Below are 11818 nucleotides of genomic sequence, written 5' to 3' on the forward strand. Positions count from 1 at the left end.
CGCCCAATCATCGGGCCTATGAGTTCTTGCTGCCCTTGATCTCGATGAGCTTGACGCCGAAACGGGTCACGTCGCCCTCGAGTACCGTAATTTCACCACGACCGATCACCCGGCCGTTGACCATGATTTCGACCGGCTCCCCGATCTTTCGGTCAAGCGCGATCGTTGCGCCTTCGCTGAGGCCCATGAGCCCGGAAACCTGCATCCGGCTGGTGCCGAGCACGATCTGAACATCGATCGGAATGTCCATGATCAGATCGAGATTGGCCGTCATGCCGCTGCCTGGCGCGGCTTCGATTGCCGGCTCGGCGGCATCGAAGCCGCCGCCGAAACTGCCGCCGGCGTCGAAGGCGCCGTTCATTCCGGCGCCCGCGAAGTCGCCGCCGAAGCTATCCGCCCCGAAGTCGCCGCCGAATGCGCTTGCAGTATCGCTGGTACCCCCAAAGTCGCCGCCGAATTCTGTTGCCATGTCCAGCGCGCCGGTGGAGCCGAAGTCGGCGCCAAAATCCGTCGCCTGCTCGCCATCCTTCTTGAGAACGCCGCGCAGGTCGTCGATCGCCTGGTCGAGCTCCGTGTCTTCGACGGCGAATGCGGCCTGTTCTTGGATGGGTGCTGCTTTCTTGGGTGCCATGTGCGATTTATTCCAGTTGAAGCTTGCCTCAGGCATTCTGCCGGGAGAGGGCGGGCTGTTAACTCATGATGTGGCGAAGAATGTCCTGCTCGGAGCCGTGCGTATCCTTGACCCGGACCGTGTATTTCGCGCCGGACCGCCCGAACTCGCAGACATAGAGCTCGCGCCCATTGGCGTTTACCTCCACGCGAACGTCCTGACCGTCATGAAACGGGATCACGTCTCCTGGCTGCAGGCGACTGATCGTGTCGAGCGTCAGGCTTTCCAACCGGATGCGTGCCTCGAGCGTCACGGCGGAGCGGCGAACCTGCTCCTCGAGCTGTTCGGTCCATTCCGTCTTTGTTTTTTGACCCTGGCCGGCGCCTTTGGGCGGGACGATCTGCGTCTTCAGGAGAACGCTCTGGGGAACGACGACCGAAAAGGTCGAGAGCACCGGCCCGAGGCCGATCGTCATGTCGATGGAGGCCGCGTAAACGTCCTCCATCGCGGGATCGGGTTTGGGGCGCGTTTCGCTGTTGTATGGACGGCTGACGACGACCTCGAATCCACCCGGCGCGTTCACCGCTTGGCGCAGCACATCGGCGATCTTTTCGAAGATCGGCACCGCGACGTCGATCTCAATCTGCGACATCGACCGGGGCTGCGGTTCCCCGATGCTCGTGGGCTCGGCGCCGAGCAGAGCCTCGACGAGGGTGATGAGAACGGGACTGTCACAACCGATCTGAAAATCCTGGCACCAGTTGCGCAGCGAAGCGTCTGTGAGCAGAACACCGTCTCCAAGGCCCGCAATGAGCTCGTTCCTGAAACCGGTCTTGAAACCGGCATAGCCGATCGCAATGTCGTGACCAGTCTCGGCCTTGTATATGCCCGGAAGCAGTTCGCCGAAAACCTGGCCGAGTTCGAGTGCGGTTCGGCCGATCACCTTGTCGTCGCCGAGCGCGCCGATCATGCGCGCAAGCAGCCTCTTGTCGAATGCGTAGACGTTGGATGCCATGCTCGGGTTCATGTTATGCCGCCTTGCTTTCGCTGCCGCCGCCCGGGTTCATCATCTCCTGCTCGACGGCGTCGATGGACGGCCGCTCATAGGCGGAGATCGTCTTGCGGCCATATTCGAGCGCGACCTGCGGAACCGAGCCGTTCATGTAGGCAAGCAGCGTCTGCTTGACGATGACGTAGAGGCGGTTCTGCTTCTCGCGCACGGCCTTGATGTTGGCGACGAGCGGGCCGACGACCGAATAGGAGAGGAAGACGCCAAGCAGCGTTCCGACGAGTGCGGCGGCAATCTTGGCCCCAAGCACTTCCGGGGCCTCGTTGATGGCACCCATCGCCTTTATGACGCCGAGAACCGCTGCGACGATACCGATCGCCGGCAGCGCATCGCCCATGATCGTCAGCGAGTGATAACATTTCATCTTGTCATGGGTGATTGTCTGGATTTCCTCGTCCATCAGCGCCTCAATCTCATGTGAGCGGGCGTTGCCGATGATGATCAGCCGCACATAGTCGCAGATGAAGGCGGTCAGTTCCTTGTTCTGCAGGACGGTGGGCGCTGACTGGAAGATCGAGGATTCTTCCGGGTTGTCGATGTGGCTCTCGATCTCGTTGCGGGATTTGGTCCTGAGATCGCGCATCAGGCTGTAGAGGACGCCGAGCGTATCAAGGTAGTGGCGCTCTTTCGGCACCTTATGCCTGAAGGCTTCGCCGAGCGCCTTGCCGGTGTCCTTCACGACCTTCATCGAGTTGGCCATGATGAAGCCGCCGATGCCTGCACCGCCGATGATCATCAACTCGAAAGGCTGGTTCAGCACCTCCAGGTGGCCACCCATCGCGAGATATCCGCCGAGGATACAGCCGAAGGTCACAAGAAGCCCGATGATGATGTTCATTGTCGATACCTGTCGCGATCGTGATTTTCCGTTGATGGAATAGGATTTCATCCTTGCGTGAGGCTGTTCCTAAGACCTTCTTGAAGCCGCGCCCGGAACAGGTTCGCGCAAGCCAGTCAGGTCAGGATTTGCGAGGTCGGGCCACATTGCGCCCGGCTTTATTCCGGACAGGGCGAAGCGATCGTGACCACGACCTATACGAGCTACAAGCTGATCACCGCCGATCTGACGAAGTCGCTGGAGCGCGTTTCCGAACAGCCGGACGTCGCGCGCGAGACGGAATACTACTTGTCGAAGATCGGCAGCATCAAAACCATCGACGATTTCTTCGCCGACAGCCGGCTCTACAACTACGCGATGAAGGCGCACGGCCTCGAAGATATGGCCTATGCGAAGGCCTTCATGCGCAAGGTGCTTTCCGGGGGCATCGACAGCGACGACGCCTTCGCCAACAAGCTGACGGACGGTCGTTACAAGGCGCTGGTCGAATCGCTCAATTTCGCCCGCAACGGCGAGGCGGCGACCTCATTCGACCGCGCGCAAAAAGGTGTTGCCGACAAATATGCGCGCCAGACGCTGGAACAGAATGCCGGCGAGGAAAATGCCGGCGTGCGGCTGGCGCTCTATTTCTCGCGCATGGCGCCGACGATCACCAGCGGCTACGCCATCATCGCCGACGAGGCGCTGGCACAGGTCGTGCGGACTGCTCTGCAACTGCCGGAGGAGTTCGCGGCGACCGACGTCGACCGCCAGGCCGAGGCCTATGAGGCGGCGATCGACCTCAAGGACTTCCAGGATCCCGAGAAGCTGGCGGCGTTTCTCGATCGCTTTACCGCCCTTTGGGAAGTCAACAACTCCACGGACAGCTACGATCCGCTTGCGGTTTTCGGTTCATCGAGCGGCTACGGCATCTCCTCCGATCTGCTCCTGTCCATTAACAGCCTGAAACTCGGGGGACGCTGAGGTGCAGACCGGTCTCTATGTGGCGATCTCATCGCAGATGGCGCTCGAAAAGCGCCTGAACACAATCGCCGACAACATCGCAAACTCCGGCACCGTCGGCTTCCGCGGCGCTGAAGTGAAGTTCAACCAGATGCTCGGCGACACCAAGCCGACCAAGGTCTCCTACGTGTCGGAAGGTGAGGAGTACCTCAACACCAATACCGGGTCGCTCGCACGCACCGGCGCCTCGCTCGATTTTGCGATCAAGGGCGACGCCTGGTTTTCGATCGACACGCCCGGCGGGCCGGCTTTGACCCGCGACGGCCGGTTCACGCTGACGGAAGCCGGTGAGCTCGTCACCATCAAGGGCTATCCGGTGCTCGATGCCGGCGGGGCGCCGATCCAGCTGAATGGCGGAGCAGGCGAAATCACCGTCGGAGCCGATGGCGCCATCCACCAGAACGGCAATCAGGTCGCTCTGCTCGGCCTCTTTGAGGCGGACTTCAGCAACGGCTTCATGCGCTACGACAACAGCGCCGTCATGCCGGCCATCCAGCCGGAGCCGGTCGTCGACCGTTTCGATGTCGGCGTCATGCAGGGATTCCTCGAGGAGTCGAACGTCAACGCCATTCAGGAAATGTCGCAGCTCATCATGGTCACCCGTGCCTTCGACAACATCACGGCCCTGATGCGCGACAGCGAGGGATCGCTGGAAGAAGCGATCAAGACGCTGGGCGGCAGCTGATAAATGACGGAAACCATGAAACGCGAAGGTCCCGAGACCCTTGCCGCATCGACATCGCTGGCGGCGCTTGCCGGGCTGGTCGAGCGCTATTCGAAGCCGGAGTTTTCGATCGCGCCGGGTGGGCACGTGCAGACGATCGCGCCGGGGCATTACACCGTTAGCGGTCTTTCGCGCCACGTTCGGCTCGGCGATTTCGTCGCGCACAAAAGCGCGACGGGCACCCATCTCGGCGAGGTCGTCCGTGTCGAGCCGGGGCAGGTCGTCGTCTGCCCGATCGAACCCGGCGATCCGATCGGCACTCACGATACGGTCATTCGCAAGGGTGCATTCCGGATTGCTCCGACGGACGATTGGTGCGGACGCACGATCAACGCGCTGGCAGAGCCGATCGATGGCCTCGGGCCGCTGCTACAGGGCGACGTTCGCCGCTCGATCTCCAACACCGCGCCGCCCTCCATGGCGCGCAAGCGCGTCGAGCATGGCTTCAGAACGGGTGTGCGTGCCATCGACATTTTCTCGCCGCTTTGCCTCGGGCAGCGCCTTGGCATCTTTGCCGGCTCCGGTGTCGGCAAGTCGACGCTGCTTTCGATGCTGGCGCGTGCGGATGCCTTCGACAAGGTGGTGATAGCGCTGGTCGGCGAACGCGGCCGCGAAGTCCGTGAATTCATCGAGGACACGCTCGGCGACAATCTCTCCAAATCGGTCGCCGTCGTCGCTACCAGCGACGAAAGCCCGATGCTGCGGAAGATGGCACCGCTGACGGCCGTCACGATTGCCGAGCACTACCGCGACAAGGGCGACAACGTGCTCCTCATCGTCGATAGCGTGACGCGCTTCGCCCATGCGATCCGCGAGGTGGCGACGGCGGCGGGTGAGCCTCCGATCGCGCGCGGTTATCCGGCTTCCGTCTTCACCGAACTACCCCGCCTGCTCGAGCGCGCCGGCCCCGGCGTCGAGGGGACCGGGACGATCACCGCGATCATCTCAATCCTGGTGGATGGCGACAACCACAACGATCCGGTCGCCGACTCGACGCGCGGCATTCTGGACGGGCATATCGTGCTGGAGCGCAGCCTGGCGGAGGAGGGACGCTACCCGCCGATCAATCCGCTCGCCTCGATCTCGCGCCTGGCGCGGAAGGCGTGGACTCCGGATCAGGAGAAGCTGGTGGCGCGTCTCAAGGCACTGATTCATCGCTTTGAGGAAACGCGCGACCTTCGCCTGATCGGTGGTTACCGGCCGGGCGGCGATGCAGATCTCGACATGGCGATCAAGCAGGTGCCGATCATCTATGACGTACTCAAGCAGACGCCCGGCGAGCGAGCCGCGTTCGACGCCTTCACCGATCTCGCCAACGCGCTGAAGGCGGCCGCGATGGGAAATCAGCCGGGTGCAGCCGGCATGCGACCGAGGGGATAGGGGTGACCGACTACGACGCAGACGAGATCGTCAAGCAGCGCCGCCGCGAGGCAAAGATGCCGCTGATCGACAAGTTCCTGGCTGCCATCGGACTGACGATGGCGGCGTTTGCGACCTTCTTTCCCTGGTATGCCTTCGTCCATCAGGGTGAATTCTCGATGCCGCGGCTGTGGCAGGGATCGGCGCGCGACATGCCGGGGCGCCCCGGCCGCGATGTGCTGTCCGTTTCGCCCCAGGCGATGAAGGATATGGATAGCGACACGGCGGCCGCCGTGGATCGTCTGACGACGGCGACCGTGCCCGGGCTTGGTGATGCGCCGGGTCGCGGGCAGGCGGAAACAGAAGCTGGGATGGATCAGCCGTTCCCGGGGCAGTCGGGCTTCAGGCTGAGGCATGTCATCAATGGCCGCGCCCTGATCGAGGACGCAAGCGGCATGTATATCGTTCGCGTAGGGTCGATCCTGCCTGACAACAGCCGTCTTGCGACGTTTCAGGAGCGCGATGGCCGCTGGGTGATGATCACATCCAAGGGCGAGATCTACGAAGAGCAGTAGACCGGCGATCAAACGCAGGCGGCCGCGAATGACAAGGCGCCTCCCTTTAGCCGTCGTTAGCTCCGTTTCCCATTCGTGCATGAAAATGCGGCGCTGTCGCATGTTTCCTGGAATTGCAGCCGCTGTAGAGCTGGATCGCGGTGCAGCCAGAAATCCGCGATCCCGACAAGTCCCACGCAAGATTACCTGCCTAGGTTCGTCATCATCAGGCAGGAGCTTTTGATGGAACCGATTCAGCTTTTCGAACTTGCGTCGCGCCAGGCCCAATGGCTGACGGTTCGTCAGAACGTCGTGGCGGGGAACATCGCCAACGCCAATACGCCGCACTACCGGGCGAAAGACGTCGAGCCCTTTGAAAGCGTGCTGCAGAACACCGGCATCCAGATGGCGGCGACGCATCGCGCGCACTTCACCGAAAGCCCGGATGCCGCCCAGGTCACCGAAGTCAGCATGATCGACGACGTGCAGGTACAGCAGTCCGGCAACACGGTCGCGATCGAACAGGAAATGATGAAGACCGGTGAGATCAAGCGCGACTACGAGCTCAATGCCGGGCTCGTCAAAGCCTTTCACCGGATGATGCTCATGACGGTACGGAAATAAGAATCATGGATCCTTTGACTTCGGCCCTCAAGGTTTCGGCCTCCGGCCTGCAGGCGGAATCTACCCGTCTGCGCATCGTTTCAGAAAACATCGCCAATGCCCGCTCGACGGGCGATACGCCCGGTGCCGAGCCGTATCGCCGCAAGACCATCAGCTTCGCGGCGGAGGTCGACCGGGCGAGCGGCGCATCTCTCGTCGAGATCCAGCGTCTTGGCACGGACGACTCGAATTTCAACATCGAGTTCGATCCCGGCAATCCGGCAGCCGACGAAAAGGGCATGGTCAAGATGCCGAACGTCAACGTCCTGATCGAAATGGCCGACATGCGCGAGGCCAACCGCGCCTATGAGGCCAACCTGCAGACCATCAAGCAGTCTCGCGATCTCATTTCCCAGACAATCGACCTGTTGAGGGCTTCGCAATAATGATCGATGCAATCCAGTCCGTCGGCGCTTTTTCGGCCATGAAGGAGACGGAAGGCACGAGCCTGACCGCCTCCAGCTCGCTCATTGCGCCGAGCGCCGGCGCTTCCGTTCCGCAGTCGCAGAGCTTTGCCGAAGTCCTCGGCAACATGACGACCGACGCCATCCGTTCGATGAAGTCCGCCGAAGGGGCATCGCTCCAGGCTGTCCGCGGCGAAGCCAATACCCGTGAAGTCATCGACGCGGTGATGAATGCGGAACAGTCGCTGCAGACCGCACTCGCCATTCGCGACAAGGTGGTGAGCGCCTATCTCGAAATCGCGCGCATGCAGATCTGAAGGAACGAGACATGAAGGCCCTTTCCATCGCCGCCACGGGCATGAACGCCCAGCAGCTCAACCTGGAAGTCATCGCGAACAACATCGCGAACATCAATACGACCGGCTACAAGCGGGCGCGCGCCGAGTTTTCCGACCTGCTCTATCAGACCGAGCGCGCCCAGGGCGTGCCCAACCGCGCCAACCAGGCGATCGTCCCGGAAGGCGCGATCATCGGTCTCGGCGTCCAGACCTCGGCGGTGCGCAACCTTCATATCCAGGGCAGCCTCGTCAACACCGGCAACGACTACGACCTGGCGCTCGTCGGCCGCGGCTGGTTCCAGATCGAAACGCCGGACGGAGAGACGGCCTATACCCGTTCAGGCGCCTTCAACACCAATGCCACCGGCCAGCTCGTCACCATTGACGGCTACGCCGTCGTTCCCGGCATCACGGTGCCGCAGGATGCGAGCGAAATCACCTTCACTTCTTCCGGACAGGTGCTGGTCCGCATCGGCAACAACACGGAATTGCAGGAAATCGGCCAGCTGACGATCGCGAACTTCGTCAACGAGGCCGGCCTTGAGCCGCAGGGTGAGAACCTCTTCAAGCAAACGCCGGCTTCCGGCGAGCCGATCATCGGCACGCCGGCCGATCCCGGCTTCGCCCAGATCAAGCAGAACTATCTCGAGGCCTCGAACGTCGATCCGGTCAAGGAAATCACCGACCTGATCTCGGCCCAGCGCGCCTATGAGATGAATTCCAAGATCATTCAGGCCGCTGACGAGATGGCGGCGACGGTCAGCAAGAACCTCAGGTAACGTGAAACAGGGGCAAACATGATGTTTCGCCGATCCGCCGCAAACAAATCGACAAACGGTTCCCCGCTTCGGGTACGAACCGTGGCCTTCGCCGCGGCTGTCGCGGCCCTTCTGTCGCCGGCTACTGTTTTCGCGGAACGGCCGACCGCTGTCATCCCCAAGCAGACCATCTATCCCGGCGAGACTCTCGACGAGAGCCTTGTCGAGGTGGTCGACGTGACCAATCCCAATCTCGCGGACGGCTATGTCCGTTCCATCGAGGAGATTGAGGGCAAGGTCACGAAACGGACCCTCCTTCCCGGACGGGTGATCCTCGCCTCGGCATTGCGCGAGCAATATGCCGTCGAGCGCGGTTCGACGGTTCGGCTCGTCTTCAACGATGGCGGCCTGACGATCACGGCGGCCGGCTCGCCGTTGCAGGACGCCGCAGTTGGCGAACTGATCCGCGCACGCAACATCGATACCGGCGTCATCATTTCCGGCACGGTCATGGCTGACGGCACGATCCATGTGGTGGCGAAATGAAGCGGCATGTCTGTAAGTGGTTCCTGACACTCATCGCGGCCTTCGCCGCGACACTGACGCTTGCCCATGGCGCCTCCCGCATCAAGGACGTGGCCTCGCTGCAGGCAGGGCGAGACAACCAGCTTATCGGCTATGGTCTCGTCGTCGGCCTGCAGGGAACCGGCGACAGCCTGCGCTCTTCGCCCTTCACTGACCAGTCGATCCGCGCCATGCTGCAGAACCTCGGGATCTCGACCCAGGGCGGCGAGTCGCGCACGCGCAACGTCGCGGCGGTGCTGGTCACGGCAACACTGCCGCCCTTCGCAAGCCCGGGCAGCCGCGTCGACGTGACGGTCGGCTCTCTCGGCGATGCGACGTCGCTGCGCGGCGGTACGCTGGTCATGACCTCGCTCTCCGGCGCCGATGGGCAGATTTACGCGGTGGCGCAAGGCTCGGTCGTCGTGACCGGCTTCAGCGCGCAAGGCGATGCCGCCACCCTCAATCAGGGCGTGACTACGGCCGGGCGCGTGCCGAACGGTGCCATCATCGAGCGGGAACTGCCGGCGCGGTTCAAGGACGGCGTCAATCTGGTGCTGCAACTGCGCAACCCGGATTTTTCGACGGCTGTCGGCATGGCCGCGGCAATCAACAAATATGCCGCCGCGCAGTTTGGCGGCCGCATCGCCGAAGCCAAGGATTCGCAGTCGGTGCTGGTCGAAAAGCCCAAGATGGCCGATCTCGCACGCCTGATGGCCGATGTTGAAAACCTGGTGATCGAAACCGATGTGCCGGCGCGCGTCGTCATCAATGAAAGAACCGGCACGATCGTCATTGGCCAGGACGTGCGCGTCGCCGAGGTCGCGGTCAGTTACGGCACGCTCACCGTACAGGTGACCGAGGCGCCGACCGTCGTGCAGCCGGCGCCGTTCTCGCGCGGCGAGACGGCGCTCGAACCGAACACCATTATCGAGGCACAATCGGATGGCGGAACGGTCGCGATCCTGAATGGCTCGAGTCTCCGCTCGCTCGTCGCCGGTCTCAACAATATCGGCGTCAAGCCGGATGGCATCATCGCCATCCTGCAAAGCATCAAAACGGCGGGAGCCCTTCAGGCGGAGCTTGTTCTGCAATGACCGGACATTTGGACGAACTTCTCGGAAATTCGCTGCGCATGCTGGTGATCTCGGCCGCCGGCGCCTTGATGCTGGCGCTGCCGGGGGCCTTTGCGCAGGACGTAACGGCGCCACCGGCGGAAAGCGGCAGTGCCAACGAGATCCAGCAGTTTTGCACGAACATCGCCGATGCCGCGCGTGACCAGCGCTATCTCCTGCAACGCAAGGAACTGGAAAATCTTCAGGCCAACGTCGACGAGCGCATCGCGACGCTCGAGAAGCGGCGCGCCGAATACGAGGACTGGCTGAAACGCCGCAACGATTTCCTCAAACAGGCGGAACTCGGGCTCGTCGATATCTACAAGACGATGAAACCCGATGCGGCCGCCGGTAAGCTCGAGATGGTGCGCCCGGAGATCGCCGCGGCCATCGTCATGAAGCTGCCGCCGCGTCAGTCGTCGCTGATCCTCAGCGAGATGAGCGACGACAAGGCAGCGGTGCTGACCAACATCATTTCGAGCGCGAGCGATCCCAACACCTCCAAGGAGCCATCATGAGAAAGCATTTTACGGCCGTCCTGGCCGCGGGCCTCCTTGCGGGATGTCAGAACCAGGCTCTGCGGGAGATCGGCCAGGCCCCGTCAATGAGCCCGATCGGCAGTGGCCTGCAATATACGCAGGCGCCGCAGCTCGCCGCATATCCAAAGCAGCCGCACCAGATCACGAACGGGTATTCGCTCTGGAACGATCAGCAGGCCGCTCTCTTCAAGGATGCGCGCGCGATCAATGTCGGCGACATCCTGACGGTCGATATCAGGATCGACGACAAGGCGTCCTTCGACAACAAGACGGATCGCAGCCGCAAGAATTCAAGCGGCTTCAACATCGGGGCCAGCGGGGCATCGCAGACCAGCGATTTCGATTGGTCGGGTGATCTCAAATACGGCTCCAACACCAAGACCGAGGGCGATGGCAAGACAGAGCGGTCCGAAAAGCTGCGCTTGCTTGTCGCCGCCGTCGTGACCGGAGTGCTCGAGAACGGCAACCTGTTGATCAGCGGTTCGCAGGAAGTTCGGGTCAACCATGAACTGCGCATCCTCAATGTCGCAGGCATCGTCCGGCCGAGGGATGTCGACGCCGACAACATCATCTCCTACGACCGTATCGCCGAGGCCCGCATCTCCTACGGCGGCCGTGGCCGCCTGACCGAAGTGCAGCAGCCGCCTTGGGGCCAGCAAGTCGTAGACCTGCTCTCGCCGATCTGATCGGGGGCGGATTGCAAATCGAAGTGCCACGGCGTCGCCTGTCTCCCCGACAAGGCGCCGCGCCGTGGCCAACCGGCACGGATTGGCACCATGGAAGAAATCGATAGCGCGCAGTCCTCCAAATCCAAGGTGATGACGATTGCCGCCCTGGCCGTGGTGACCGTCGTCGCCGGCGGCGGCGGATGGCTCGTCGGTCAGTTGTTGGCGCCGCCTCCACCAGCGGAGAAGACCGAGGCCGTTGCCGAAGTCGCGCCGAACGCCACCGGTACCGAAGGTGTTCCCAAGATCGCCACCGAGGCCAATGGTGTCGTGCAGCTGGAGCCGATCACGACCAACCTCGCTTATCCCGCCGAAAACTGGGTCCGCCTGGAAGTCGCGCTGCAGTTCAATGGCATCCCGGACGTTGCCTTGGCCGAGCAGATACACCAGGACATTGCAGCCTATCTCAAGACCGTGTCCCTGCAGCAAATTCAAGGGCCGCGAGGCTTTCAATATCTCCGGGATGACATTCAGGAGCGGGTTGACCTGCGCTCCGACGGACGCGTAACGAATGTGATGTTCCGAACCTTCGTCATCCAATGATTCGGCAGGGTCGGGA

Annotated in this window: 16 protein-coding genes; 13 read left to right on the plus strand and 3 right to left on the minus strand. The window is 62.3% G+C overall.

The window, feature by feature from the left end; all coding sequences use genetic code 11:
- Positions 1-16: 16 nt before the first annotated feature.
- Genes fliN through motA form a run of 3 tightly spaced genes read right to left on the minus strand, consistent with a single transcriptional unit; the run spans position 17 to position 2517 of the window.
- Positions 17-631, minus strand: coding sequence for a flagellar motor switch protein FliN (gene fliN / locus QA637_RS01300; protein WP_167528201.1), 615 nt, complete (start codon positions 629-631; stop codon positions 17-19).
- Between the two features lie 58 nt (positions 632-689).
- On the minus strand, positions 690-1637 hold the full coding sequence (locus QA637_RS01305; protein ID WP_153438434.1) for a FliM/FliN family flagellar motor switch protein: 948 nt from the start codon (positions 1635-1637) through the stop codon (positions 690-692).
- A gap of 1 nt (position 1638) precedes the next feature.
- Positions 1639-2517 (minus strand): flagellar motor stator protein MotA, encoded by an 879-nt coding sequence (gene motA, locus QA637_RS01310; protein WP_153438433.1) that lies wholly within the window; start codon positions 2515-2517, stop codon positions 1639-1641.
- Between the two features lie 183 nt (positions 2518-2700).
- Here motA and QA637_RS01315 point away from each other — a divergent pair, with 183 nt between their 5' ends.
- The 13 genes from QA637_RS01315 (at position 2701) to QA637_RS01375 (ending at position 11802) form a co-directional block, all read left to right on the plus strand.
- Positions 2701-3480: a DUF1217 domain-containing protein gene (locus QA637_RS01315; RefSeq protein ID WP_184108431.1), complete on the plus strand. Its 780-nt coding sequence runs from the start codon at positions 2701-2703 to the stop codon at positions 3478-3480.
- A 1-nt stretch (position 3481) separates the two neighbouring features.
- Positions 3482-4204, plus strand: a complete 723-nt coding sequence (gene flgF / locus QA637_RS01320) for a flagellar basal-body rod protein FlgF (RefSeq protein WP_283063022.1) — start codon at positions 3482-3484, stop codon at positions 4202-4204.
- Positions 4205-4219: 15 nt separating this feature from the next.
- Positions 4220-5623, plus strand: coding sequence for a flagellar protein export ATPase FliI (gene fliI / locus QA637_RS01325; RefSeq protein ID WP_153438897.1), 1404 nt, complete (start codon positions 4220-4222; stop codon positions 5621-5623).
- Positions 5620-6177, plus strand: coding sequence for a flagellar protein (locus tag QA637_RS01330; RefSeq protein ID WP_184108450.1), 558 nt, complete (start codon positions 5620-5622; stop codon positions 6175-6177). The genes fliI and QA637_RS01330 overlap by 4 nt, the downstream gene beginning before the upstream one ends.
- Positions 6178-6399: 222 nt before the next feature.
- Positions 6400-6780, plus strand: a complete 381-nt coding sequence (gene flgB, locus QA637_RS01335) for a flagellar basal body rod protein FlgB (RefSeq protein ID WP_136506090.1) — start codon at positions 6400-6402, stop codon at positions 6778-6780.
- A 5-nt stretch (positions 6781-6785) separates the two neighbouring features.
- Positions 6786-7205 (plus strand): flagellar basal body rod protein FlgC, encoded by a 420-nt coding sequence (flgC, locus tag QA637_RS01340; RefSeq protein ID WP_153438431.1) that lies wholly within the window; start codon positions 6786-6788, stop codon positions 7203-7205.
- Entirely contained in the window at positions 7205-7540 is a 336-nt protein-coding gene (gene fliE / locus QA637_RS01345) for a flagellar hook-basal body complex protein FliE (RefSeq protein WP_153438429.1), read from the plus strand. Before flgC ends, fliE begins: the two co-directional genes overlap by 1 nt.
- 11 nt (positions 7541-7551) lie before the next feature.
- Entirely contained in the window at positions 7552-8340 is a 789-nt protein-coding gene (gene flgG, locus QA637_RS01350; protein ID WP_136506087.1) for a flagellar basal-body rod protein FlgG, read from the plus strand.
- Positions 8341-8358: 18 nt separating this feature from the next.
- Positions 8359-8865: a flagellar basal body P-ring formation chaperone FlgA gene (gene flgA / locus QA637_RS01355; protein WP_153438427.1), complete on the plus strand. Its 507-nt coding sequence runs from the start codon at positions 8359-8361 to the stop codon at positions 8863-8865.
- On the plus strand, positions 8862-9977 hold the full coding sequence (locus QA637_RS01360; protein WP_153438425.1) for a flagellar basal body P-ring protein FlgI: 1116 nt from the start codon (positions 8862-8864) through the stop codon (positions 9975-9977). The genes flgA and QA637_RS01360 overlap by 4 nt, the downstream gene beginning before the upstream one ends.
- Complete coding sequence (locus QA637_RS01365) at positions 9974-10513, plus strand: MotE family protein (protein WP_153438424.1); 540 nt, start codon at positions 9974-9976, stop codon at positions 10511-10513. The genes QA637_RS01360 and QA637_RS01365 overlap by 4 nt, the downstream gene beginning before the upstream one ends.
- Positions 10510-11220, plus strand: a complete 711-nt coding sequence (flgH, locus tag QA637_RS01370) for a flagellar basal body L-ring protein FlgH (protein ID WP_153438422.1) — start codon at positions 10510-10512, stop codon at positions 11218-11220. Before QA637_RS01365 ends, flgH begins: the two co-directional genes overlap by 4 nt.
- Positions 11221-11310: 90 nt before the next feature.
- Positions 11311-11802: a flagellar basal body-associated FliL family protein gene (locus tag QA637_RS01375; RefSeq protein WP_153438420.1), complete on the plus strand. Its 492-nt coding sequence runs from the start codon at positions 11311-11313 to the stop codon at positions 11800-11802.
- Positions 11803-11818 lie beyond the last annotated feature (16 nt).

The organism is Sinorhizobium terangae, assembly GCF_029714365.1.
GTDB classification, from domain to species: Bacteria; Pseudomonadota; Alphaproteobacteria; order Rhizobiales; family Rhizobiaceae; genus Sinorhizobium; species Sinorhizobium terangae.

What these genes read in the sequence shown, in the direction of transcription:
- fliN (WP_167528201.1), bottom strand. Translation starts at nt 631, where the DNA reads ATGGCACCCAAGAAAGCAGCACCCATCCAAGAACAGGCCGCATTCGCC.
- QA637_RS01305 (WP_153438434.1), bottom strand. Translation starts at nt 1,637, where the DNA reads ATGAACCCGAGCATGGCATCCAACGTCTACGCATTCGACAAGAGGCTG.
- motA (WP_153438433.1), bottom strand. Translation starts at nt 2,517, where the DNA reads ATGAACATCATCATCGGGCTTCTTGTGACCTTCGGCTGTATCCTCGGC.
- fliI (WP_153438897.1), top strand. Translation starts at nt 4,220, where the DNA reads ATGAAACGCGAAGGTCCCGAGACCCTTGCCGCATCGACATCGCTGGCG.
- flgB (WP_136506090.1), top strand. Translation starts at nt 6,400, where the DNA reads ATGGAACCGATTCAGCTTTTCGAACTTGCGTCGCGCCAGGCCCAATGG.
- flgC (WP_153438431.1), top strand. Translation starts at nt 6,786, where the DNA reads ATGGATCCTTTGACTTCGGCCCTCAAGGTTTCGGCCTCCGGCCTGCAG.
- fliE (WP_153438429.1), top strand. Translation starts at nt 7,205, where the DNA reads ATGATCGATGCAATCCAGTCCGTCGGCGCTTTTTCGGCCATGAAGGAG.
- flgG (WP_136506087.1), top strand. Translation starts at nt 7,552, where the DNA reads ATGAAGGCCCTTTCCATCGCCGCCACGGGCATGAACGCCCAGCAGCTC.
- flgA (WP_153438427.1), top strand. Translation starts at nt 8,359, where the DNA reads ATGATGTTTCGCCGATCCGCCGCAAACAAATCGACAAACGGTTCCCCG.
- QA637_RS01360 (WP_153438425.1), top strand. Translation starts at nt 8,862, where the DNA reads ATGAAGCGGCATGTCTGTAAGTGGTTCCTGACACTCATCGCGGCCTTC.
- QA637_RS01365 (WP_153438424.1), top strand. Translation starts at nt 9,974, where the DNA reads ATGACCGGACATTTGGACGAACTTCTCGGAAATTCGCTGCGCATGCTG.
- flgH (WP_153438422.1), top strand. Translation starts at nt 10,510, where the DNA reads ATGAGAAAGCATTTTACGGCCGTCCTGGCCGCGGGCCTCCTTGCGGGA.
- QA637_RS01375 (WP_153438420.1), top strand. Translation starts at nt 11,311, where the DNA reads ATGGAAGAAATCGATAGCGCGCAGTCCTCCAAATCCAAGGTGATGACG.